This is a genomic window from Clostridium sp. AWRP (genome assembly GCF_004006395.2).
Lineage (GTDB): Bacteria > Bacillota > Clostridia > Clostridiales > Clostridiaceae > Clostridium_B.
Genome location: NZ_CP029758.2, coordinates 121,900 through 145,322 on the forward strand (window position 1 = coordinate 121,900; position 23,423 = coordinate 145,322).

Consider the following 23,423-nt stretch of genomic DNA (forward strand, 5'->3'; position numbering starts at 1 on the left):
ATTTTTCAGTAGATAGGTTGCTTCTTTTTTGTTGTTTATATAGTTTGGCATATTGTGGTATAATTATTATTGCGTTATGGAAAAAGTAGGATTTAAAAATATCAATACAAGAGTAAATGACTTTATTCAGTATAATAACTCCTTTAAACCCTGATTATAAAGAACAATTAGAAGCCTTTATGTCAGGTTCATATTCTAAAAGAATGACCACAGAGGAAAGAGAAAAATTTGTTTCTAGTCTAATTAATAGGGGACTTACACAGCAAGAAGCAGAACATGAATTTGAAAGCAGGAAAAAGATTATAGATTATTTGCATGATAATAGAGAAAATATAAATTTGGTATGGAGTAACTGTATGTTTATTTCTTATGGATATAATACTGAATTCAAGTTATCATCTAAAGACAAAAATAAGGACAGACTATAAAGTGCTTTTCTCCAGTGTAGCCAGTTGCTTTCTACACATAAAACTCCTGCGTCTATTAATATCTTTTTATCTTCTTCACTAAAATCAGCACATAATTATTTTTCTTAAACAGTTTCAAAACTTCTAAATTTTCTACAGACAAATATTATTGTGCAATTTTTTATGGAAAGTATACTTGACATCTGTACTATATGGTAGTAATATAAAAATGTAAAGTTAACTTTGCATATGGTTTAGGAAAATAGTTGTTATATGAAAAACAGCTTATAAGAAATATTAGCCATAAGGAGGAAAAAAATGAAAAATAGGAGTGCTGCAAGGTATTTAGTATTTTCGCTCATTGGTTTTGTGATTTTGGCGGCAGGTGCTATATTAGCAAAACTTACAAGGAATGAGCAAGGTATCATTCAGACTTTACCATATATTTTTATTGGAATTGGAGCTGGGATTTTTGGACAGAACCTTGGTACTGCCTTTGACATCTATACTATGAGAAAAAATCCAGAGGTAGCTAAGCAAAGGGAAATTGATGAAAAGGATGAGAGAAATATAACAATAAGAAATAAAGCTAAAGCTAAGGCATATGATCTTATGATATTGGTATTCGGGGCATTGATGATGGCGTTTGCACTGATGGGTGTTAGTTGGTCAGTAGTTTTAGCTATTGTTATTGCATATCTGTTTGTTATATTTTCAAACATATATTTTATAAGTAAATATAATAAAGATATGTAAAGCTGAGTATGATATAATAGGAGTTTGCCAACTAGATTAGATGGGAAAAATATTTTCCCTAGTTCAAATCTGGATGGCGCTTCTATAGTATAAAAAATTAGGGTGTCTTATATTTGTAGATAGATGATCTATTTCACTACAGATTCTAATACATGTATTTCTCCCTTTTTAAAATTAACTTCTACACTGCTTCCAATCGGTAAAGTTATTCTTGGATATGAATGTCCAGATTGAAAGTTAATTAAAGTTGGTTTTTTTAAGCTAAGTATCCTGTCTTCAAGTATTTCAGTTAAAGTTAAACTTCGTTCATAATGTGGAAGTTCACAATTTGTAAACTGACCTAGAATAAAGCCTGAACATTTTTGAAGATCTCCACTTAGTGTTAATTGAGTAAGCATTCTGTCAATTCTATAAGGTTCTTCTCCTACATCTTCTATAAAGAGTATTTTATTTTCAGTATTCAAAGCATAAGGAGTACCTAGAAGACTAGATATAAGGCATAGGTTACCACCTATAAGAGTACCAGATGCATACTCTCCATTGAAATACTGTGTGGGAATGTCATTAGGGTTTTTTATAGTAAAGGGAACATATCCACACGTTAGGGTATCTAAAAAACTCTTTAATGTAAAATCATCAAAAGTAGAAGTGCACATTGGAGAGTGAAAGGTAATTATATGGCATTTATCGTATATATTGTTTAATAAAGTGGTTATGTCACTAAATCCTGCAAATATTTTAGGATTTCCTTCAATAATATTAAAATCAATAAAAGGAAGAAGTCTCATGCTGCCGTATCCACCTCTTGTGCATAATATCATATTTACACTTTTGTCTGAGAACATATCCATAATATCGGAAGCCCTGTCTACATCCTTACCAGCTAAATAACCCCATTTGTCGTATATATGGTTTCCTTCTTTAACATTAAAACCAAGATTTTTTAAAATCTCGATTTTTTCTTTGATTTTTTCAGGCTTCTCTGCACTTGCCGGAGATACAAGGCCTATAGTATCTCCTTTTTTTAATCTTTTCCCAATCAAAATCATCACATCCTAAAATTAAAATAAGTTTTTTTTCTTTAAAAATAATATACACACTAGGCAAATTAAAGCTGTTATTACATATACCATCCAGAAGCCATTTGGAGATTTGGCAAAGGGTATTCCGTTTAAATTCATGCCAAAAGAACCAAATATTATATTTGGAATTGCCATGACTATGGTTACTGAAGCTAGGAGTTTCATGACTATGTTTAAGTTATTTGATATAACTGAGGCAAATGCGTCCATAGTTCCTGTTAAAATATTGCTATATATGTTTGTCATTTCTATAGCTTGTTTATTTTCAATTATAACGTCTTCTAGAATATCTTGATCTTCAGGATACTTCTGTAAAAGTTCTAACTTTAGCATTTTTTCTAAAGTAATTTCGTTAGCTTTTAAGGAGGTTGAAAAGTAAACAAGAGATTTTTCCAAAGATAAAAGTTGAATAAACTCTTTATTTTTCATGGATTTATGAAGTCTTTGCTCAATCATTACGCTTTTTTTGTCTATTTGTCTTAAATAGAGCAGGTAATAGCTTGCTATTCTATAAAGTATTTGTAAAATAAATCTAGAACGTTTAAATGTGAAAAAGGATTTAACTTTACCATCTATAAAATCAGTAAGAATTTTGCTGTTTTTTAAACAGACTGTAATTAAAGTAGATTCTGTATGAATTATAGCTAATGGATAAGAATCATAAGTTAAAGAGTTAACTTCCATTTCTGTAAAAGGAATATCAACTATTACTAGTAGATTATTATCTTCAGTATCTATACGTGACGTTTCTTCTTCATCTAGAGCAGCTTTTAAAAAGTCCATTGGAACACCAGATTTCTTTGATATTAAAAGTAAATCTTCATCTGAAGGTGCTACAACGTTAATCCAGCAGCCATGTTCTATGGTATCTACAGATTGTATATTATTTGATTCATCTATGGTTTTGTAAATTGAAATCATGTAATGCCTCCTTGTAAGAATTAGCAGTGTATCTTAGTTAGTTCCTTTATATACTATATTTATATTATATCTTATGAAAACATACTTTTGAATATAGCATTATAAAATATAAATATAAATAACTACTATTTAAATTTATTTATGTGGACAAAATAAGTTTATGGTTAAAACTGAATAGTATATATTATAGAATATAAAACTGAAAAAGAGTTTTTCAAATTGAATATTTTATGTATTAAGGGTAAAAATTTAAATAACAAAAGTAATAGTATTAATTTTTAAGTAGTGCTGCTAGGAGGATGTAGATGAAAAAAAAATATTGTATCATATGTGGAAAACCTTTAAGTGATGGTATAATAATATATGGTAGAGGAATATGTAAAAATTGTGAAGAAAGACTAATAAAATTGGAAAATGATTTAGATTTTTACGAATACTACAAAGAAAGAATAAGTAAAACTATAGCACGTTTTATTATAAGAGGAGAGATAACTCATTGTCAGAATTACCACTTTTAGAAGGAGTTTTAAAATACATTAAGGAAAATAATATATCATTTTGTATGCCAGGTCATAAAAATGGAAGAGGTTTTTATAATACTTCAATAGGAAGAGAATTTATATCTAATATTTTAAAATTTGATATTACTGAAGTAGATGGTGTAGATAATCTTCATAATCAAAAAAGTATAATATTAGATGCAAGTAAGCGTCTTTCAAAGCTTTATGGAAGTAAAAAGTCTTATTTTTTAGTTAATGGAAGTACATCTGGAAATATGATAATGTTGTTTAGTAGTTTTAATGAGGGGGATAAAATTTTAGTAGAAAGAAATTGCCATACCTCTATACTAAATGGAATAATTATGAGGAAGTTGATTCCTATATATTTAGAAAATATTATAAGTGAAAAAATAAATGCTCCTATTTGCATAAATTTGGGGCATTTTTTACAAGCACTAAAGAGAAATAAGGATATAAAAGGGGTAGTAGTTACATATCCCAATTATTATGGAATATGCAGCAATCTCAAGTTTATAATAAAGGAGGCAAGAAAGCTTAACATAAAAGTATTAGTTGATTGTGCTCATGGAGCACATTTTGGTGTTAACAAAAATTTACCGGAAAGTGCAGTAACACTTGGTGCAGACATGGTAGTTACTAGTTCGCATAAAACGCTGCCTAGTTTAACTCAAACTGCTTATTTACACGTAAATAATGAGAAATATATAAATAAAGTAGACTTTTATTATAATGCGTTTTTAAGTACAAGTCCTTCATACATAGCACTTTGTTCTATGGACTATGCTCGATTTTACCTTGAGGAGTATGGCAGCAGTGATTACGAAAAACTTATAGAGATAGCTGAATTCTATAGAGATAAGATAAACTCTATAAGAGGATTGCAGGTAATTGGCAGAAAGGATATAATACAATTTAATTCTAAAGAAAGAGAGGCAGTACCAAGTGCAGCAGATATAGATTTAACAAGATATACTATAAATCTAGAACCAGGATACAGCGGCAATTTACTTTTAAATTATTTAAGAAAACTAAACATACAGTGTGAAATGAGTGACAATTCTAATTTAGTATTGATTTTTTCTCCATTTAATGAAAAAGAGGAGTTTGAAAGATTGTATACTGTATTAAAGAATTGTGATTTAGAAAAAATTAAATGTAAAAAAGCAAATAGGATGGAATATGGAATACCTCAATCCAAAATGATTCCATTTCAAGTTATAGATGTAGAAAAAGAAATGGTAGATTTAGATGATTCCTGTGGAAGGATAAGCGGAGCAAGTGTGATACCATATCCACCAGGAGTTCCCATATTAGCTATAGGAGAACTGATAGATAAAAATGTCATTCAAGTTATTAAATATTATATAAAAAATGGTGTGGATTTAATTGGAATAAAAGACAATAAAATAAAAGTTGTAAAATGAATTTTGGAGGAAAGCAAATGAGTTTACAAAAAGGAAAACTTATAGTCATAGAAGGATGTGACGGCAGCGGAAAAGCTACACAGACAGAAAAACTTTATAAAAGGCTTTTAAATGAAAATTATAATTTAGAAAAAATAGAATATCCTAATTATAATAGTGAATCTTCAGCTTTAGTAAGAATGTATTTAAACGGAGATTTTGGCAAAAAACCTGAAGATGTAAGTGCATATGCAGCATCAACATTTTATGCAGTAGATAGATATGCATCTTATAAGATGGAGTGGAAAAAGTTTTATGAAAATGGTGGGATAATACTTGCAGATAGATATACGACAGCTAATATGATACATCAAGCTTCTAAAATTGATGATTTAGAAGAAAAAAATAAGTTTTTAAAATGGCTCTGGAATTTTGAATTTGATATATTGGGACTTCCTATACCAGATTGTGTTATATTTTTGGATATGCCTCCTGAATATAGTAAAAAACTTATGGCTAAGAGAAATAATAAATTTACGGGTAATGTAGAAAAGGACATACATGAGAGAGATTATGAGTATTTGATTAATTCTTATAAAAATGCCATACATATTGTAGATAAATATGATTGGAATAAAATTTCATGTATAGAAGGTAGTGAAATAAAGACCGTGAATAAAATCCACGAAGATATATATGATTTGATAAAAAGAATACTATAGTAAAAAGTTAATGTATTAATTACCTAAGTTTCAGTTATATGAGATAATAAGTACTTATGGTATAATAAATATAAGCTAATTTGAGAAATTTAGGCAATTGTTTGTAAAATAAATTACAAGAGGTGATGTTTTATGAAATTAATTATAGCCATTGTTCAGGATGATGATGCTGCGGATCTCTTGGAAATTTTAACAGAAGGTGGATTTAGGGTTACTAAACTTGCAACTACAGGTGGATTTTTAAGAGCTGGTAATACAACTTTGCTTATAGGAGTGGAAGAAGAAGATGTTGATGAAGTAATAGCTCATATAGAAGATGTATGTAAAACAAGAAATCAAATTATAACAGCTCCTTCATCTGAAGCAAGTTCTACAGGGATATATATGCCTTATCCTGTTGAGGTAGAAGTTGGAGGAGCAAATATATTTGTAGTAGATGTAGATAAGTTTGTAAAGATTTAATAGGAGGTATACTGAGTTGGAATTTTGCAATATAATAGGGCATGAGAATATAAAACTCCAGATAAAAAATTCTATAGCTTCCAATAGATTTTCTCATGCCCATATTTTTGTAGGAGAAGATGGGATAGGTAAAAGTCTTCTTGCTAAAGAAATAGCTTTAGATATATTGGGGAAAAAGCAAATGAAGCAGTATGTAGATATAATTGAATTTAAAATGGCAAAAGGTAAAAAATCCGTTGGAATAGAAGAAGTAAAAAATATAATAGAAGAAATGAATAAAAAACCTTATGAGGGTGACAAAAAAGTAGTAATACTATATAATTCTGATAAAATGACAGAAGCAGCTCAAAATGCATTATTAAAAACTATAGAGGAACCTCCCAGTGGAAGTTTTATGTTACTTTTATGTGAAAAGCTAGATGGAATATTGGATACCATAAAGTCTAGATGTCAAGTATATAAACTTAATAGGTTAAGGCAAAAAGAAATGGAGATTTTTTTAAATGCCAAATTTCCTAACTTATCTACTGAAGAATTGAGATCTGTCTTAGCATTTAGTGATGGAATACCAGGAAGAGCAGAAAAATTTATTTCAGATATATCTTTAAGTGAAATGAGAAATATAATTTTAAATATATTTAAAGAATTATGCCATGAGAATTTTAGTTCCTGTTTAAAACTTTCAAATTGTATATCTAAAGACAAGTATGAATGGCAGGAAGTACTAACTTGTATTTTGTCATATATAAGAGATGTACTTGTATACAAAGAAACAGGTAATAGAAAATTTATTATAAACATTGATAAATTTGAGGATATAAAGACTATAGGAGAAATGTTTTCATTTAATAAGTTGAATGATATTATTAATATAGTAAAGGATGCTAGAGAAAAATTAGAAAGCAATGTAAATAGAACTTTAGTTTTTAATTCTATGTTGGTGAAAATGCAGGAGGTATAAAAATATGGTAACAGTTATAGGAGTACGTTTTAAAAAGGCCGGTAAAATATATTATTTTTCACCAGGTAATTTAAATATAAAAAGAGAAAATAGTGTAATAGTAGAAACAGCAAGGGGAATAGAATTTGGTGAGTGTGTCATAGAACCAAAAGATATAAGAGAGAGTGATATAGTTTCACCGCTTAAAAGTGTTTTAAGAATAGCTACGGAAGAAGATATACAAAAATATAATGAAAATAAAGAAAAAGAAAAAAAGGCTTTTGATATATGTATTGAAAAAATACAACAACATGAATTAAATATGAAGCTTATAGATGTAGAATATACTTTTGACAATAATAAGGTTATATTCTATTTTATAGCTGACGGACGAGTAGATTTTAGAGAATTAGTAAAGGATCTTGCATCCATATTTAGAACAAGAATAGAGCTTAGACAGATAGGAGTAAGAGATGAGGCAAAAATGATAGGGGGTCTGGGACCTTGCGGCAGAGCTATGTGTTGTTCTACATTTTTGGGAGATTTTGTGCCCGTTTCCATAAAAATGGCAAAAGAACAAAATTTATCATTGAATCCTACTAAAATATCAGGAATATGTGGAAGACTTATGTGCTGTTTGAATTATGAACAAGATACTTATGAAAAAATAAGACAGAAGTTGCCTAAGATAGGGTCTGTAGTTAGTACACCTGAAGGAAAGGGAGAAGTTATAGATAATTCTGTAGTAAAGGAAAGTATTAAAATAAAGATAAAAGTTGAAGATGGTGATGATATAGTAGAAGAAGTGCCTATAAGTGGAGTTAAAGTAATTTCGGGAGGATTTGAAGGTAGTATAAATGAAAATGAGATAAAAATTGATGAAGAAACAGAAGATGCAGATATGATCAAACAATTGTTTAAGGAGGATTAAGGAGGTAACATATGAAATCGGTATTTAAAATTCCTAATATACGTACTTCTGAGGATGTTAATAAAATAAGAAAGGTTATTTCCAGTAGTGAAGGGGTAATAGCCTGCCAAATAAACAAAGAAAAAGGAAAAGTAAGCATAGTATATGATAATTATTTTATAACAGAGAGTAAAATTATCCAGTGTATAGAAGATTTAGGTTATGCAGTATTATAAGGTATTTTCAAAGAAATAGCTAGTCAGTATGCTAATCTATTTTTTATCATACTGCGTCGGTATAACCCTTAGATAGGATTTACTATCTGCGGAACCTGGCTCCTTATCTGATAAAAAATATTTGCCACATCTTTGACTTGTTATTTTCTTTCAAATGCCTAAAATTATCTTTTAAAATTACAACAAATGTGATAAAATACAGTGGATGAAAACATTATCTAAAAATTAAGGAGGTGTTACATAAGATGGCATATAAAATTACAGAGGATTGTGTAAGTTGTGGTTCATGTGCTTCAGAATGTCCAGCTGATGCTATAAGCCAAGGAGATACTCAATTTGTAATAGATCCAGAAAAATGTATAGAATGTGGAAACTGTGCTAATGTTTGTCCAGTAGGAGCACCAGTTGAAGAAAACTAATTGTTAGGAGGTCACCATAAGGTGGCCTTTTTAATTTATCCGATGACTACCTGCTCTAATACTCCCACGCACTCTGTGAAAGCGACTGTCACCAAATCAAAGAATTTGGGACATCTGCTTTTCTCCAAGTGGGAGTAAAGAGCAGATACGTCCCTGGATAACGATTTCTTGGCATCAGGTGGAGTCAAAACTCCATCTGATGCCAAGAACTTTGTTTATATAAATATCAAATTCTGTATAAAGAGTAAGTTATTTTACACGAATAATTAATATAGATAGGAGATTAAATAAATTATAGTCAGAAAATGTACTAGATGGAGGTAAAAATGGATATATCTGTTATGATATTTACGATATTTGGAATTGCTGCAGTAACAGCTGGTTTTGTAATGGATGGTGGAAACCCTACGGCGCTTTTTGGTGGTGCAGCAGCAGTAATAGTTTTTGGTGGAACGTTTGGAGCTGTAGCTTTATCATTCCCATTAGACGTATTAAAAAGAGTACCTAAAATATTTAAAGTGATTTTTAATCCTAGAAAAACAAGTTTAGTTGATTTAATTTTATATTTTAAAGATGTATCCTATAAAACTAGAAAAAATGGTTTGTTAAGTTTGGAAGGTGAAATATCCAATGACCCTAATTTGGATCCTTTTATAAAAAAAGGCCTTCAGCTTGTAGTAGATGGAGTAGATCCTCAAGCTGTAAGAGATATACTAGAATTGGAGCTTGAATCCACATCTGAGAGACATAAGCAAGGGGCAAGTGTATTTGAAAGTGCAGGAGGATATGGACCTACTATGGGTATTATAGGTACTGTTATGGGAATGGTTCATATTTTAGGTAGCCTTACAGATACAGCTAGTTTAGGAGGTAAAATAGGAAGTGCATTTTTGGCCACATTATATGGTATAGGATCTGCAAATTTATTATGGCTTCCATTAGGTAATAGACTAAAGCAGCAAGATGAAAAGGAAGTTAAGGAAAAAACGCTTATAATAGAAGCAATATTATATATTCAAGAAGGTATAAATCCAAATACCATAGCAGAAAAGTTAAAAGGATTTTTGAACAAGCAGGAATTGGCAAAATATGAAGGAATGGATGGTAAGGCTGCATTATGAAGAAGAAAAATAAAAAACCAGATGAAGGACCAAGTGCAGAAAGATGGATGCTTAGTTATGCTGATTTTATGACACTTCTTATGATATTTTTTGTAGTTATGTACGCTATGAGCCAGGTAGACCAAACTAAATATAATAAACTTTCTCAATCTCTCAGTATAGCAATGGGAGGAGGAAAAACAATAATAGGTGCCGATAATACTTCTAGTGTCAAAGACAGTGTTAAAACAGTAGATAAGCCAACTCAAAGTGATGAATCTGACCAACAGATTAAGATGGAAGCAAATAAATTAAAGCAATTAAAAAAACAAGTGGACGCATATCTTTCAGCTAACGGATTAAGTCAAAGTGTAAGTTCACAGATAGATGAAAGAGGTCTTGTTGTTAGTTTAAGTAATACTTTGTTTTTTGATACAGGAAAAGCTGAAATAAAACCTGAAACCCAAAATACATTAATAGGAATAGGAAAAATGGTAAATCAAATGGGAAATTCCATAAGGGTGGAAGGACATACAGACAATGTACCTATTAGCAATAATGAGTATGCATCTAATTGGCAGTTATCTTGTGCTAGAGCAGCTAATGTCACTCAATTTTTACAAAATAAAGTAGGTATTAAACCTGAAAAGCTTACATCAGTAGGTTATGGAGAATATAGGCCAGTTACAGATAACTCGACAGATGCAAATAGAGCTAAAAATAGGAGAGTAGATATAATTATAGAAAGCAATAAATTTAACAGTATTGAGCATGGAAATAGTACAAGCAGCAGTACTACTAGTTCACAGAGTACTTCACACACGATAAATACAGATCAACAAAAGGTAAAGCAATCTGAACAACATTAAACATAGTTAGAAATATATTATTTTTTAAATCCCTTAATTTTAATGGGATTTTATTTTTTACAAAAATTAATGATAGTTAAGTATCTAATATTTGACAACATATTTTATTTAAATTACAATTTAAGTTAATGTGTAAACTTGTGTAAAATAAATTTTATAAGTGAGGACGTTTAAGTGAAATTGAATTTAGTGAGAAGTGACGAAACATTAGATGATTTGCAAATAAACGGAATATGTATTATACAGAAAAAAAGCACCTTTAGGTTTGGAGTGGATGCTGTCTTACTTGCAAATTTTGCCAAAGTTAAACCTAGAATGAATATAATTGATTTATGCAGCGGAACAGGGATAGTACCGTTTATAATAGCTGGTAAAACAAAGGCTCAGCATATAACAGGTATGGAAATTCAAAAGAGTATGGTAGATATGGCAATTCGTTCTGCAATTTTTAATGGAATGGAGAAAAGAATTGAGTTTGTTCACAGAAATTTAGTAGATTTTGAATTTTTAAAGAAGTTACCAAAAGTGGATGTAGTAACGGTAAATCCACCTTATAAATTGAAAAATTCAGGAATTACAAATGCCCAATACGAAAATGCGATATCAAGGCATGAAATATGCTGTACATTAGAAGATGTTATAAAGGCAGCAAAGATTTTATTAAAAGATAATGGAAAGCTATATATGATCCATAGACCGGATAGGCTTGTAGATATAATGTGTACTATGAGGAAATACAATATAGAGCCAAAATTGATGACAATGGTACAGCCATGTGTTAACAAGGCACCTAATATGGTACTTATAGAGGGACAAAATAATGGAAAACCGTTTTTAAAATGGGAAGCACCTATATGTGTACATAAATCAGATGGAAGCTATACAGATGAAATTGATAGAATATACGGAAGATGTTAAAGGAGATAATGTGTAATGGGAAAACTTTTTTTAGTGGCAACTCCTATAGGAAATTTGAGTGATATAACTTTAAGAGCTCTTCATACCCTTAAAAATGTAGATTTAATAGCAGCAGAAGATACCAGACAGAGTTTAAAGCTATTAAATCATTTCAGTATAAAAAAACCACTTATAAGTTGTCATAAGTACAACGAAAATGAGAAAAGTAAATTATTAATACAAAAGTTGAAAGATGGTAAAGATATAGCTCTAGTAAGTGATGCTGGGACACCAGGTATATCAGATCCGGGAAGTATCATGGTAAAGAATTGTATAGAACAGGGAATAGAATTTGAAGTTCTACCTGGTGCCACTGCAGTAACGACAGCTTTAGTTTACTCAGGCCTGGATACTTCAAAGTTTATATTCATTGGATTTTTACCTAGGGAAAATAAAGATAGGAGAAGTATACTAGAAGGTGTAAAAAATAGAACTGAAACATTGATATTTTATGAAGCACCCCATAGACTGACAAATACCTTAGAAGCATTAGCAACCGTTCTAGGTAATAGACATATAGGAATTTGTAGAGAACTTACAAAGGTTCATGAAGAAATATTGAGATTTACACTAGAAGAAGCTATGAATTATTATGAAAGTAATGATGCAAAAGGGGAATTTGTACTGGTAGTAGAAGGTAAGGATGAAAAAGAACTTTTAAGAGAGGAAAGTGAAAAATGGGTAAACTTGTCTATAGAAAAACATATAAAAATGTATATGGAAGATGGATTAGATAAAAAAGAAGCTATAAAAAAAGTAGCTAAAGATAGAAAACTTTCAAAATCTGAAGTTTATAAACATTCTTTAAACCTATAATAAAAAACAGCAAGCTTAAAATTTGTATAACATTTATTAAACATTGTTAATAAATACAGAATATAAATAATAAATTCTTAAAAAAGAAACTAGTTTTATTAAAAACTTATAATATCTCTGATATAAATTTCTTATATGTGTTGAGGTATATACCAATTTAATGGTATAATGGAAACATGTTATTTGCAAATTTGAACTTTTTATGGTTATAAAGGGCTGAAATTTGTAAGCTGTTAAGTATTTTACGAGGAGGTAGAAAAGTTTTGAATAAAAGAACCTTATCTGTTGCAATTGCATTAACTTTGGCATTGTCAACAGGGGCAAATGTTTTAGCCATGCCAGGTGCATCAAGTTCATCGACTTCATTAGAGCAGGTTAAACAACAAAAGCAGGAATTAGAAGTTAAAGCTGAAAAAACGGACAACCAAATAACACAAACTATGAATGACTTAGAAAATAACAAAAAAAGTATTGCCTCAGTTTCTAATAGTATAAAACAAACTCAAGCTAACATAGATTCTGTGCAAGCTAGTATAGAAAGCCAGCAGAAGGTATTTAATCAAAGAGCAAAGGCTATGTATACAAATAACATGGGTAGTTACTTGGGGGTAATATTAAATGCAAGTAATTTAAACGATTTTATATCTAGAGTAGATAATGTTGGAAAAGTAATGGGTTTTGACAAGAATATTGTAGGTGATTTAAAAAATAAAAAAGAGCAATTAGTTAATGGAAAAGAAAAATTAAATAGTGAAAATAATAAGCTGTTGGCATTAAAATCAGAAAATGAAAAAAAATTGGCCAAGCTTAATAGTGATAAAGAAAGTGCAAAAAATGTAATAGCATCTTTAGATGCACAACAAAAATCTTTAGAAATTGCTGATCAAGCAACTTTAAAGGCAATTGCCTCAGCTGCAAGTAACGTTAGTGCTTCAAGAGGAGGTACTATAGTATCATCTAATGCAGTAGTAGCATATGCTTCTAATTTTTTAGGAGTTCCTTATGTATGGGGAGGAACATCTCCTTCAGGATTTGATTGTTCTGGATTGGTTCAATACGTATATGCAAACTTTGGAATTAATTTGCCAAGAACTTCACAGGAACAGCAAAATGTGGGTACACCTGTATCAAGAAATGAGCTTCAACCGGGAGACTTAGTTTTCTTTGGTTCTCCGGCGTATCATGTAGGAATGTATGTAGGTGATGGAAAGTTTATTGAAGCACCACGTACTGGACTTTCAGTTAGAATAGCAGCTTTAGATAACAGATCAGATTTTACGGGTGGAAGAAGAGTTAGATAATAATTTAGTGACATATTATTTTAAATTTCAGTATACATACATAGCTAAATTCATTTTTGTGATTTGGGATTTAGCTATGTTTTTATTTACAGATTTAAAAACAAAGAGTAGGAAACTTTTTAAATGTGAATTTTATAAGAATTTTTAGGCCTATAGTTAGAAAATAAAGGCAAGTTTAAAATTTGCATATTTTTTATAAAAAATCGTTAATAAAGATAGAATATGATTAATAAATTGACAAAATAGTATTTGATTTTATTTTAAATTTATAATATTTCTTCTGAAAATTTTTTGCATGTGTTGAGGTATATGTCAATTTAATGTTATAATAGATATACGTTACTTGCTAATCTCAGCTTTTTGGGGTTATAAGAAGATCAAGTTTGTAAGCTACTAAATATTTTATGAGGAGGTAGAAAAGTTTTGAATAAAAGAACCTTATCTGTTGCAATTGCATTAACTTTAGCATTGTCAACAGGGGCAAATGTTTTAGCCGCGCCAGGTGCATCAAGTTCATCTACTTCATTAGAGCAGGTTAAACAACAAAAGCAGGAATTAGAAGTTAAAGCTGAAAAAATGGACAACCAGATAACACAGACTATGAATGACTTAGAAAATAATAAAAAGAGTATTGCCTTAATTTCTAATAATATAAAACAAACTCAAGCTAATATAGATTCCGCCCAAAAAAATATGGAAAATCAGCAGCAAGTGTTCAATCAAAGAGTAAAGGCTATGTATATAAATGGTATAAGTAGTTACCTAGGAGTAATATTGAATGCAGATAATTTAAATGATTTTATATCAAGGGTAGATAATGTTAAAAAAGTAATGGGTTTTGATAAGAATGTTATAGGAAGTTTAAAAGATAAAAAAGAGCAATTAGCTAATGGAAAAGAAAAATTAAATAATGAAAATAATAAGCTATTGGCACTAAAGTCAGAAAATGAAAAAAAGTTGGCCAAGCTTAATAGTGATAAAGAAAGTGCAAAAAATGTAATAGCATCCTTAGATGCGAAAGAAAAGTCTTTAGAAATTGCCAATCAAGCAACTTTAAAAGCAGTTGCTTCAGCTGCAAGTAACGTTCAGCAAAGTGCTTCAAGAGGAGGAAGTTCTATAGCATCATCTGATGCAGTAGTAGCATATGCTTCTAACTTTTTAGGAGTTCCGTATGTATGGGGAGGGACATCTCCTTCAGGGTTTGATTGTTCAGGTTTGGTTCAATATGTATATGCTCACTTTGGAATTAATTTACCAAGAACTTCGCAGGAACAGCAAAGGGTAGGTACATCGGTATCAAGAGATGAACTTCAGCCAGGAGACTTAGTTTTCTTTGGTTCTCCAGCGTATCATGTAGGAATATATGTAGGTGGTGGACAGTTTATTAATGCACCTAAAACGGGAGATGTAGTTAAAATAGCATCTTTGGATAATAGATCAGATTTTACGGGTGGAAAAAGAGTTAGATAATAATTTAATGACATATTGTTTTAAAGTTTAAACATACATACATAGTTAAATTCATTTTGTATTTAGGAAATTTAGCTATGTTTTTTTATCTTAAATTGTCAATGGTTAGATTCATTGATAAGTTCAACACAGAAAAAGAGACCTGCATTATAATTATAATGCAGGTCTTTTAAATAATGATTATTTGCCTTCTTTTAATGCATTTAAACAACTTTTGCAGATGTTTTTACCTCTATAATTTACAACGTCTCTTGCGTCACCGCAGAAAATACATGCAGGCTCATACTTCTTTAATATAATCTGTTCACCATCTACGTATATTTCTAAGGCATCTTTTTCAGCAATGTCTAAAGTTCTCCTTAATTCTATAGGAATGACAATTCTTCCTAGCTCGTCTACTCTTCTTACAACACCTGTTGATTTCATTAATTTTCCTCCTCTAATTCCATAATTCGACACGATTACAATTAGATAATAGCAAAAATTACATTAAAAGTCAATATAATTTCATAAAATATTTTACAAATTTCTAATCAAATTCCATCTAAAGTTAATATACTACCATAATATTCAAAAGTCAATAACAATATTAATAAAAGTTTATAATATATGATAAACAAGGATTTAAATGTAAGAAATTAATATTAGAATTAAGTACAAAATCAGGAAATTTCAAAAAATATTTTTTATAAAATAGTAACTAAATGGATAATTAAATATTTGAAGTCGAAATTTTCGATAAGAAATTTTAATATTGATAATCTATATGGATATAAGAGGGCATTTATATTAAAATAAGAGATGTACAGTTCAATAAATAGAAGTAGAGTAGGTTGTATTAGAATTATTTTTACCAAAATATATCTGCAATTTAGACACATAATGTTGATAATTTTAAAAAAAGGAAATTTTATTTATAGAAATAGAGTATTTTTATGTGATAAAATAATAAGTAAGTAGGTGATTAATTTGGATTATGTGAAAGACTTTATTAAAAGCGCAAGAGAAGTAGTAAGTAAAGTAGGAGGAGAAGTTTATTTAGTTGGTGGGTATATAAGAGATAGGTTGATTGGTATAACAGCTCAACCTAAAGATATAGATTTTATATTTAATGGAAATATTGAAAAATTTATGGAGGAACTTGAGAATAGACAATATAAATTTTTCCCTATAAAGCAGGAAATAGGTATATATAGATGTATGCTAGGAAATAATTCAATAGATATATCTCTCATGGAGGGGGATTCTATTGAGGAGGATTTGAAGAATAGAGATTTTACTATGAATGCTATAGCTATAAAGCTTAGTGGAGATAAAGTTAAAGTTATTGATCCCTTTTATGGAAGAAGATCTATTGATAATAGAATAATTAAAAGTGTAACTGATATGAGCTTAGAAAATGATCCTATCAGGATACTTAGAGGTGTTAGGTTTCATATATCTTATGGAATGCATTTTAATTTGGATACGGAAAAATGTATTGAAAAATTAGGTTGTAGGATAATGGATATGCCCAGGGAAAGAGTCTTTAAAGAATTTATGCTTATATTAGAAAAGGACAATCAGGGAAAGGCTTTTGAAGTTTTAGATAACTATGGAATACTAAAAAATATTATACCTTATATAGAAGAATTAAAAACTATAGGGAAATGTGCATATCATATAGAAGATGTATTTACTCATATGAATTTAACTTATTGTGTATTTAAGGATATCTTAAATGGTAAGGTAAGTCTTGAGGGATTAAATTTACATGTGTTTGAAGATAAAATAGGTGAATTTAAGTTGAGAGAGTATATGTCTTTAGCTTGTTTTTTGCATGATATAGGTAAATATGAAGCTTATAGAAAGGACGGAGACAAGGTAAGTTTTTGGGGGCATGAAATGAAAGGAGCTGCCATAGCTAGGAATTTCTGTAGGAACATGAAATTTCCCCAAAAAGCAGAAAGCTATATAGAAAATATAGTAGATGGTCATATGTATCCACTGAAGATTTTTAAACAAAATTCTAAAGATAGGAAGAATGATTTTTATAAGTTTTTTTCAAAATATGATGGATATATAATAGAAATACTAACTGCTGCATATTGTGATAACTATGCTACAAGAATGCTTTTGGATGTTGAAAATGAAAAAGTTAGATTTAAAATGTTTATTGAAGAGATGTTAAAAGAGTATGAGTTGTATTGTAGTATAAACAAATATAAAATTTTAAATGGAAATGATGTTATTCAAATTTTAAATGTATCGGGGCCTGAAGTAAAAAATGTTCTTGAAGATGTGACAAGATTTAGATATTTAGGAAAAATACAAACTAGAGAAGAAGCATTGAATTATTTAAAAGTTAAAATAAATAACAACTATATTTAAATTAAGCAAGAACTTATCCACAATGTGGGTAAGTTCTTGCTTATGGCACTAATATCAAAAATCATGAACTTATCCACAGAAAATGTTGATAAGTTCATGATTTTTGTGGACAAGTGTCTGAAAATTCGTTTATCCGATGGCTAGCCGCTCTAATCCATCCACTTTTTTAAATGGATGTAAAGAGCGGTTATCAAGAACTTTGTTTATTCTTCTAGACTTTGAAAAGTTGAGACTATAAAGTCAAATTCTTCTGCATCGGAAATTTCTCCATAACTGTCTTCTGAAATTCCAGGATAATAATATAGTATGAACTTTTCTTTAGAGTGTATATTTTCTATTATTATATATTTTCTGTCTAATTCTACATCTTGAAGAACGGCTAGTACTGTATACCTATCATTTTCACCAGTTTTGTCGTTAGTAAGATTTAAAAAAAAGCTATCATGCCTTGTAATGTTTATTTTCTTTTTATCACAATTTACGATTTTAGAACCACTTTTACATCCAAGGCAACTGTCAAATTTACAATCTGAAGTACAGTTAAGGCACTGACAGATACTGCATTTCTCAAGTTGGGATAAAGATTCTAAATTGTCATTTTTATAATCTTCTAGTAAAGAAATATATTTATCACTTTTTAGCTTGTTTAAAAAGCCTCCTGTATTAAGTTCACCTTGTGCAGCTTCAATTAAATCTATATATTTTTTTAAGGTTGATACTTTGGATACATATTTTCTCCTATTTAAAATATCTTTATCTAAAAAAGGAGAAATGTTATCTATAGCATAATTTATAGCTACAAATATTTTGCCGTATTTATCTTTTTCATGTTTTAAGAACTGGTCAGCTTTACTCATGATATCACCTAATTTTGTTTATATTTTTCCAATTCTTTATCAAGATCAACTTCATCTAATTTTTTAAATTCCTTTTCTAAAGAATCCTCTTCTCTTAAATCTCCCAGTCCTTCAGCTAAAGATTCTTTCTTTTGAATTTTTCTTTCGATGTCATCAATATTTATTTTATTGCTTCCTGTTTCTACATTAGATAGTATTTCATTTACTTTTTTAGTGGCTTCTGCATTATTAAATCTTGCTGCAGCTTCATCTCTATATACTCTGGTTTTGTGTATTTCTTCTTCTAGTTCTTTTAACTTATGTTTAACTGCTTCAGCTTTTTGACAAGCATCTTTGTAGCTGGCTTCTAAAGAACTGTAACTTTTATCAGCTTCTAATTTCCTAGCTAGAGCTTTTTTAGCTAATTCTTCATTTCCTTTGCTCATTGCAAGTTTTACTTTCTCATCAAATTCAGTAGATACTCTTTTTGATTCTTCCATTTTCTTTTCAATTTCATGAACATTACCTAGTATTTGTGCTGATGATAATTTAGCTTTGTTTAGGCTATCATCCATATCCCTTAGTTTTTGATCAAGCAATTCAATAGGGTTTTCAATATCATCTAAAGTATTGTTTACTTTTGCCCTAAAAATATTTGATACTCTTTTTAATACTCCCATAAAAAATCCTCCTCGTTATTTTCTGTTTTTAAATTTTTTTATTTTTCTTATAATAAATAGTAATATTAAAATTAATATTACAAATTTAACAAAACCCCAAAAGAAGCTTGCTAAAAGGCTATGCCCTCCACTATATCCATAATAACTGGAGCTGTGACCCCAGGGGATGGGTATAGGTATAGGAAAAAAGGATCTATGACTTCCACTGCTATAATTTTGACCGGAGCCAGAATTATTTTGATTAGTATTTTGATTACTAGATTTTGAAGAAGAATTAGGTGTATTAGAAAAACTGCCTGACTTAAAATCTCCTCCAGAACTATTAGTGCTATTTTTTTGTTTATAGGTAGAGTTAGGGGAAGAAAAACTACCCGATTTAAAACTACCACCGGAAGATTTGGAACTACTACTATGTGAAAAGCTACTTGTGCTGTGTGAAAATCCACTTGATTTAAATCCACCAGAGCTTCTTGCATATACAGTATTGTTATTTATGTTTAAAATATTTCCTTGTGGTGTAAACAAATCTACCGATAAGAATAAAAAAGCCATCACTAATGATATAATAAAGAATTTTTTATTTAATTTAACTTTAGCCACCCCCCTTAAAGAAAAGAATCTTTTCTTATATGGTAACATAATATTTATAGCTAGTGGATGTTAATAATATTAAATTTTTATAACATTAAGTATGAGAGCATTATACAGTATTATATAACTTATAACAAGTATTAGATTAACTTGTTTTAGGCAATTTAAGACGGTTTAATAGGATTTATTATGGTTTATCATGATTTATATAGAAAATGTAACAAATTTCCGTTGATTTAATAAATAGTTAGTTTGTAAAGAATATATATATAACATATAATATTAATATGGTTTTTTAAGGTTAAAATAACTGTTATTTTGGAGGTTGTAAATAATGAAAGAACACAAATTTGGCATGGAATATATAAACAAAGCTGCTAAGAATATATCAGATAATACTATAGTACCTTATGAGGATTTGCCAAGGTATGATTTATTTTTATCTCAGGTTACAGACTATCTAAATGATAAGTTTCAAGGTGAAAAATATACGAATAATATAATACAGAATTATATTAAAAATGAAGTCATATCTAAACCCGAAGATGGTAAAAAAAGAGGATATACAAAAGTTCATTTGACACAGCTCATTTTATTAAGTTATATGAGACCTATATTAACCACAGAGGAAATAAAAAAGGTTTTCAGGCTTGCCTTTAATGAGATAAACAATGGAGAAGATGATATAATATCATGGGAAAATGCCTATAAGATATTTTCGGATTTGCATAACAATAGCCTTGATGATTTGATGAGTAAAGAACATTTTAATGAAAAAAAATTTCAAGATATGGTAAAGGATATGGACTTAAAATCTGATGATGAAGATAGGATAGGTATCTTTTTTGTGGTAATATCTTTAATTTGCCAGGCGAGTGCAATTAAGAAACTAGTTCAAAATATAGTAAATAACTATGAAGGAAAATAGAAGGGATAAAAATGAGTTTATTGTGATATTTTATGCAACTTACCTAGATTTATGTAGATCAAATTTAGGTAAGTTATTTTTATTCGATGATTATCTGCTCCAATACTCCCATGCATTCTGTGAAAGCGACTATTGCCAAATTAAAGAATTTGGGAAATCTGTTCATAGAAAGTTTATTTTGAATTAGCTGTTAACAAACAGATGCTTTGAGCAGCTATACCTTCTCCTTTGCCGGTAAAGCCAAGACCTTCCTCTGTAGTGGCTTTTACACTTATTACAGATGTAGTTATATTTAGAGTTTTAGCTATATTTATTCTCATATCTTGTATGTATGGAGAGAGTTTAGGTTTTTCGGCTATTATAATAGAATCTATGTTTCCTATATTATATCCTTTTTCTCTAATTAAAGATGATACATGTGAGAGCAATCTAAGACTAGATATGTTCTTATATTTATCATCATTATCAGGGAAATGTTTGCCAATATCACCTAAACATAAGGCTCCAAGAAGACTATCCATTATTGCGTGAAGAAGTACATCTGCATCTGAATGTCCCATAAGGCCTTTTTCAAAAGGGATATTTACGCCTCCTAAAATAAGAGGTCTATTATAACCTAATTTATGGACATCATAACCAAGCCCGATTTTCACATTTAATTCCTCCTCAATTTTTATTATATTTTAACACACATAATAAAAAGGTGCACTTAATGGCACCTTAAGATATATCTTTAAAACTTCGAATCACATTTTTATTATTTTTATCCTTTGTTTTGCAGGGTTTAAACATGGAGTAAAAGAATTTTCTATAAGTTTTCTTTATTAGTAATAGAAGTGAAAATGGATCTTTTTTTCTATTTCTTGAAAAATCTACCTTGATAACGTTATCTTTCATAAATAACCTCACCCTCCATAAAAAGATCTTACCATAATAATAACATAAATTTAAAAGTATGTTAAGAAAATTACAAAAAATATTTAATTGAACCACAATTATAAAATTAAGGGGACAAGGTAATCCCCTTAATTTATGAGATAAAAAGGTATATTGTTTTGTATTGGAAAATGTTAGTTGTGTTTTATGAGCTTTGTGACTATGTGGTTAATAATATTATATGGATATAGGATTAAATGTGTTACTAAATAATATGTTATCCACATGTTGTCCACAAAAGTGTGGATAATGTGGATAAATAGTATAAAAATTATGTATAATCAAATCTTGCTTTATAGATAATATGTTAATAACACAACTTATTAACATATTACCTGTTGATAATGTTGAAAAGTCTATAACTAGTAGTATCTATTATATTATTAGATATACCGTATTTATGACTATTATTCAGAGATATTTTTCTAATATAACAGTAATAAGGTACACATATTAGATTTTAAACTTTACCCCAGACAGAAAATTAGTGGGAAAGGATAATTTATATTATATAAAAATAACATGTTATCCACAAAATATGTAATAATGTTGTGGATAATGTTGAATATAGTTCTTATTTTAGATCAAACATACAATAGGTCTTATAAATGTAACGAAGACTAAAATAATTTACAATTTATTAATATTTTGTTTAACAAAAATGAAGATACATGTTTTAATATGTTAGAGAAAGGATTTTTATGCAGAGTTTAATTTAATAAAAGTGGATGGGAGATAATATATAATGACAACAAGGAACAACTTTAGTAAGATTTTTAAAAATAGTGGATTGATGTTACTCGGATTTATTGTAGTCTTTGGATTGTTCTATGGGGGATATAATTATTTTCATGGGAATAAGTCAAAAACCAATAAGGTAATATCTACTGATAAAAAGACTGGAAGTGAAGTTAGTCAGAAGAAGGTATCTAAAAGCAACGTAAAAAGTAGTAATAAACAAGGTTCAGATAAGGACAAGAATATTAGACATAATGTATCTGAAGATGGAATGAAATATACTTATGATGCACAAAAAGTAAAAGATATATTGGACAATAAAGCTCCAAATGACGGAAAGAAGATAGCATTTCTAACTTTTGATGATGGACCTTCTACTACTGTGACACCAATAATATTGAATACTTTGAAAAATTATAATGTGAAAGCAACTTTTTGTTTGCTAGGAGAAAATGTAGAAAAAAATGAAAAAAGTAAGGAACTAGTAAAAGAAATATTTAAAGAGGGACATGCTATTGGAAATCATACTTATACACACAGCATGAGAAAACTATATCCTGGAAATAGACTTGATGTAGATACTGTTATGGCAGAAGTTGAACAGGATAATGTAGCTATAAGGAACATTGTTGGACAAGATTTTAATACTAGGGTACTAAGACTTCCAGGAGGGTATATGTCAAGGGTATACTATCATGATCCTAATTTAAATGAATTTAATGCACGACTAAAGGAAAAAGATATGTACAGCATAGATTGGAATGCCTATGATTGTGATGCAGAAGGAAGAAGAAAAAATGCAGATCAGCTTTTAGAACACGTAAAAAGGAGTGTGGGTTCACAACAAAAAGTTGTTATACTTATGCATGATACTTATGGTAAAGAAGAGACAGCTAGAGCATTACCTCAAATTATAGAATATCTAAAAGGTCAGGGATATGAATTTAAAACAATAGCTTAAAGCAAAAATCAACTTATAGGCTTTTGAAATTAAACTTTTTATGTATATGATTGTTTGATATAATAAATTTGGGAAAAAGTCTACTTTATTT

The 23,423-nt window shown here is 29.3% G+C and carries 27 protein-coding genes; 19 read left to right on the plus strand and 8 right to left on the minus strand.

Going from position 1 to position 23,423, the window contains the following annotated elements; genetic code table 11:
* Positions 1–116 precede the first annotated feature (116 nt).
* Both DMR38_RS00590 and DMR38_RS00595 read left to right on the plus strand, forming a co-directional pair.
* Positions 117–428 carry a hypothetical protein gene (locus tag DMR38_RS00590; RefSeq protein WP_127719515.1) on the plus strand — a complete coding sequence of 104 codons (312 nt, stop codon included), beginning with the start codon at positions 117–119 and terminating at the stop codon, positions 426–428.
* A gap of 297 nt (positions 429–725) precedes the next feature.
* Entirely contained in the window at positions 726–1,163 is a 438-nt protein-coding gene (locus DMR38_RS00595; protein ID WP_127719516.1) for a DUF6442 family protein, read from the plus strand.
* A gap of 128 nt (positions 1,164–1,291) precedes the next feature.
* Here the strand turns inward: DMR38_RS00595 and DMR38_RS00600 are convergent, their stop codons facing one another.
* Together DMR38_RS00600 and DMR38_RS00605 are read right to left on the minus strand one after the other, a co-directional pair.
* Complete coding sequence (locus tag DMR38_RS00600) at positions 1,292–2,206, minus strand: LD-carboxypeptidase (protein ID WP_175412888.1); 915 nt, start codon at positions 2,204–2,206, stop codon at positions 1,292–1,294.
* A gap of 18 nt (positions 2,207–2,224) precedes the next feature.
* Positions 2,225–3,166: a magnesium transporter CorA family protein gene (locus DMR38_RS00605; RefSeq protein WP_127719518.1), complete on the minus strand. Its 942-nt coding sequence runs from the start codon at positions 3,164–3,166 to the stop codon at positions 2,225–2,227.
* Positions 3,167–3,471: 305 nt separating this feature from the next.
* Here DMR38_RS00605 and DMR38_RS00610 point away from each other — a divergent pair, with 305 nt between their 5' ends.
* The 14 genes from DMR38_RS00610 (at position 3,472) to DMR38_RS00680 (ending at position 15,292) form a co-directional block, all read left to right on the plus strand.
* Complete coding sequence (locus tag DMR38_RS00610) at positions 3,472–3,684, plus strand: sigma factor G inhibitor Gin (protein WP_065078888.1); 213 nt, start codon at positions 3,472–3,474, stop codon at positions 3,682–3,684.
* Positions 3,663–5,111, plus strand: a complete 1,449-nt coding sequence (locus DMR38_RS00615) for an aminotransferase class V-fold PLP-dependent enzyme (RefSeq protein WP_127719519.1) — start codon at positions 3,663–3,665, stop codon at positions 5,109–5,111. Before DMR38_RS00610 ends, DMR38_RS00615 begins: the two co-directional genes overlap by 22 nt.
* A 17-nt stretch (positions 5,112–5,128) precedes the next feature.
* Positions 5,129–5,812: a deoxynucleoside kinase gene (locus DMR38_RS00620; RefSeq protein WP_127719520.1), complete on the plus strand. Its 684-nt coding sequence runs from the start codon at positions 5,129–5,131 to the stop codon at positions 5,810–5,812.
* A 132-nt stretch (positions 5,813–5,944) separates the two neighbouring features.
* Positions 5,945–6,274, plus strand: coding sequence for a cyclic-di-AMP receptor (locus DMR38_RS00625; RefSeq protein WP_127719521.1), 330 nt, complete (start codon positions 5,945–5,947; stop codon positions 6,272–6,274).
* Between the two features lie 16 nt (positions 6,275–6,290).
* A complete protein-coding gene (locus tag DMR38_RS00630) occupies positions 6,291–7,235 on the plus strand; it encodes a DNA polymerase III subunit delta' (protein WP_127719522.1) in 945 nt (314 codons plus the stop codon).
* Positions 7,236–7,239: 4 nt separating this feature from the next.
* Complete coding sequence (locus DMR38_RS00635; RefSeq protein WP_127719523.1) at positions 7,240–8,145, plus strand: stage 0 sporulation family protein; 906 nt, start codon at positions 7,240–7,242, stop codon at positions 8,143–8,145.
* An 11-nt stretch (positions 8,146–8,156) separates the two neighbouring features.
* Positions 8,157–8,360 carry a heavy-metal-associated domain-containing protein gene (locus DMR38_RS00640; protein ID WP_127719524.1) on the plus strand — a complete coding sequence of 68 codons (204 nt, stop codon included), beginning with the start codon at positions 8,157–8,159 and terminating at the stop codon, positions 8,358–8,360.
* A gap of 245 nt (positions 8,361–8,605) precedes the next feature.
* The gene (locus tag DMR38_RS00645; RefSeq protein ID WP_127719525.1) at positions 8,606–8,779 is read left to right on the plus strand and encodes a 4Fe-4S binding protein; all 174 of its coding nucleotides are present in this window, start codon (positions 8,606–8,608) and stop codon (positions 8,777–8,779) included.
* A gap of 326 nt (positions 8,780–9,105) precedes the next feature.
* Positions 9,106–9,900, plus strand: a complete 795-nt coding sequence (locus DMR38_RS00655; protein WP_127719526.1) for a flagellar motor protein — start codon at positions 9,106–9,108, stop codon at positions 9,898–9,900.
* A complete protein-coding gene (locus DMR38_RS00660) occupies positions 9,897–10,748 on the plus strand; it encodes a flagellar motor protein MotB (RefSeq protein ID WP_127719527.1) in 852 nt (283 codons plus the stop codon). Before DMR38_RS00655 ends, DMR38_RS00660 begins: the two co-directional genes overlap by 4 nt.
* 174 nt (positions 10,749–10,922) lie before the next feature.
* Complete coding sequence (locus DMR38_RS00665; protein ID WP_127719528.1) at positions 10,923–11,666, plus strand: tRNA1(Val) (adenine(37)-N6)-methyltransferase; 744 nt, start codon at positions 10,923–10,925, stop codon at positions 11,664–11,666.
* Positions 11,667–11,681: 15 nt separating this feature from the next.
* A complete protein-coding gene (rsmI, locus tag DMR38_RS00670; RefSeq protein WP_127719529.1) occupies positions 11,682–12,521 on the plus strand; it encodes a 16S rRNA (cytidine(1402)-2'-O)-methyltransferase in 840 nt (279 codons plus the stop codon).
* 263 nt (positions 12,522–12,784) lie between these two features.
* Positions 12,785–13,822, plus strand: a complete 1,038-nt coding sequence (locus DMR38_RS00675; protein WP_127719530.1) for a C40 family peptidase — start codon at positions 12,785–12,787, stop codon at positions 13,820–13,822.
* Positions 13,823–14,245: 423 nt separating this feature from the next.
* Positions 14,246–15,292, plus strand: coding sequence for a C40 family peptidase (locus tag DMR38_RS00680; protein WP_127719531.1), 1,047 nt, complete (start codon positions 14,246–14,248; stop codon positions 15,290–15,292).
* 180 nt (positions 15,293–15,472) lie between these two features.
* Here the strand turns inward: DMR38_RS00680 and DMR38_RS00685 are convergent, their stop codons facing one another.
* The gene (locus tag DMR38_RS00685) at positions 15,473–15,718 is read right to left on the minus strand and encodes an AbrB/MazE/SpoVT family DNA-binding domain-containing protein (protein ID WP_065078899.1); all 246 of its coding nucleotides are present in this window, start codon (positions 15,716–15,718) and stop codon (positions 15,473–15,475) included.
* A gap of 552 nt (positions 15,719–16,270) precedes the next feature.
* On the opposite strand from DMR38_RS00685, the gene DMR38_RS00690 reads away from it, so the two are divergent.
* A complete protein-coding gene (locus tag DMR38_RS00690) occupies positions 16,271–17,662 on the plus strand; it encodes an HDIG domain-containing metalloprotein (protein ID WP_243124554.1) in 1,392 nt (463 codons plus the stop codon).
* Positions 17,663–17,865: 203 nt separating this feature from the next.
* Here the strand turns inward: DMR38_RS00690 and DMR38_RS00695 are convergent, their stop codons facing one another.
* The 3 genes from DMR38_RS00695 to DMR38_RS00705 are packed head-to-tail and all read right to left on the minus strand — an operon-like array spanning position 17,866 to position 19,778.
* A complete protein-coding gene (locus DMR38_RS00695) occupies positions 17,866–18,519 on the minus strand; it encodes a DUF1292 domain-containing protein (protein WP_127719533.1) in 654 nt (217 codons plus the stop codon).
* Positions 18,520–18,527: 8 nt separating this feature from the next.
* Positions 18,528–19,178 (minus strand): PspA/IM30 family protein, encoded by a 651-nt coding sequence (locus DMR38_RS00700; protein WP_127719534.1) that lies wholly within the window; start codon positions 19,176–19,178, stop codon positions 18,528–18,530.
* Positions 19,179–19,193: 15 nt separating this feature from the next.
* Positions 19,194–19,778: a hypothetical protein gene (locus DMR38_RS00705; protein ID WP_127719535.1), complete on the minus strand. Its 585-nt coding sequence runs from the start codon at positions 19,776–19,778 to the stop codon at positions 19,194–19,196.
* A gap of 325 nt (positions 19,779–20,103) precedes the next feature.
* Here DMR38_RS00705 and DMR38_RS00710 point away from each other — a divergent pair, with 325 nt between their 5' ends.
* Positions 20,104–20,697, plus strand: coding sequence for a DUF1836 domain-containing protein (locus tag DMR38_RS00710; protein WP_127719536.1), 594 nt, complete (start codon positions 20,104–20,106; stop codon positions 20,695–20,697).
* 173 nt (positions 20,698–20,870) lie between these two features.
* Here DMR38_RS00710 and ispF read toward each other — a convergent pair whose 3' ends face one another.
* Positions 20,871–21,350, minus strand: a complete 480-nt coding sequence (gene ispF, locus DMR38_RS00715) for a 2-C-methyl-D-erythritol 2,4-cyclodiphosphate synthase (protein ID WP_127719537.1) — start codon at positions 21,348–21,350, stop codon at positions 20,871–20,873.
* 67 nt (positions 21,351–21,417) lie between these two features.
* Complete coding sequence (locus DMR38_RS21645; RefSeq protein ID WP_175412889.1) at positions 21,418–21,594, minus strand: hypothetical protein; 177 nt, start codon at positions 21,592–21,594, stop codon at positions 21,418–21,420.
* 784 nt (positions 21,595–22,378) lie between these two features.
* Here DMR38_RS21645 and DMR38_RS00720 point away from each other — a divergent pair.
* Positions 22,379–23,332 (plus strand): polysaccharide deacetylase family protein, encoded by a 954-nt coding sequence (locus tag DMR38_RS00720; RefSeq protein ID WP_127719538.1) that lies wholly within the window; start codon positions 22,379–22,381, stop codon positions 23,330–23,332.
* Positions 23,333–23,423 lie beyond the last annotated feature (91 nt).

Bases quoted from the DNA above. Each gene is read 5' to 3' on its own strand.
- DMR38_RS00590 (WP_127719515.1), top strand. From the start codon at position 117: ATGACTTTATTCAGTATAATAACTCCTTTAAACCCTGATTATAAAGAA.
- DMR38_RS00595 (WP_127719516.1), top strand. From the start codon at position 726: ATGAAAAATAGGAGTGCTGCAAGGTATTTAGTATTTTCGCTCATTGGT.
- DMR38_RS00605 (WP_127719518.1), bottom strand. From the start codon at position 3,166: ATGATTTCAATTTACAAAACCATAGATGAATCAAATAATATACAATCT.
- DMR38_RS00610 (WP_065078888.1), top strand. From the start codon at position 3,472: ATGAAAAAAAAATATTGTATCATATGTGGAAAACCTTTAAGTGATGGT.
- DMR38_RS00620 (WP_127719520.1), top strand. From the start codon at position 5,129: ATGAGTTTACAAAAAGGAAAACTTATAGTCATAGAAGGATGTGACGGC.
- DMR38_RS00625 (WP_127719521.1), top strand. From the start codon at position 5,945: ATGAAATTAATTATAGCCATTGTTCAGGATGATGATGCTGCGGATCTC.
- DMR38_RS00635 (WP_127719523.1), top strand. From the start codon at position 7,240: ATGGTAACAGTTATAGGAGTACGTTTTAAAAAGGCCGGTAAAATATAT.
- DMR38_RS00640 (WP_127719524.1), top strand. From the start codon at position 8,157: ATGAAATCGGTATTTAAAATTCCTAATATACGTACTTCTGAGGATGTT.
- DMR38_RS00645 (WP_127719525.1), top strand. From the start codon at position 8,606: ATGGCATATAAAATTACAGAGGATTGTGTAAGTTGTGGTTCATGTGCT.
- DMR38_RS00655 (WP_127719526.1), top strand. From the start codon at position 9,106: ATGGATATATCTGTTATGATATTTACGATATTTGGAATTGCTGCAGTA.
- DMR38_RS00660 (WP_127719527.1), top strand. From the start codon at position 9,897: ATGAAGAAGAAAAATAAAAAACCAGATGAAGGACCAAGTGCAGAAAGA.
- rsmI (WP_127719529.1), top strand. From the start codon at position 11,682: ATGGGAAAACTTTTTTTAGTGGCAACTCCTATAGGAAATTTGAGTGAT.
- DMR38_RS00685 (WP_065078899.1), bottom strand. From the start codon at position 15,718: ATGAAATCAACAGGTGTTGTAAGAAGAGTAGACGAGCTAGGAAGAATT.
- DMR38_RS00695 (WP_127719533.1), bottom strand. From the start codon at position 18,519: ATGAGTAAAGCTGACCAGTTCTTAAAACATGAAAAAGATAAATACGGC.
- DMR38_RS00700 (WP_127719534.1), bottom strand. From the start codon at position 19,178: ATGGGAGTATTAAAAAGAGTATCAAATATTTTTAGGGCAAAAGTAAAC.
- DMR38_RS00710 (WP_127719536.1), top strand. From the start codon at position 20,104: ATGAAAGAACACAAATTTGGCATGGAATATATAAACAAAGCTGCTAAG.
- DMR38_RS21645 (WP_175412889.1), bottom strand. From the start codon at position 21,594: ATGAAAGATAACGTTATCAAGGTAGATTTTTCAAGAAATAGAAAAAAA.
- DMR38_RS00720 (WP_127719538.1), top strand. From the start codon at position 22,379: ATGACAACAAGGAACAACTTTAGTAAGATTTTTAAAAATAGTGGATTG.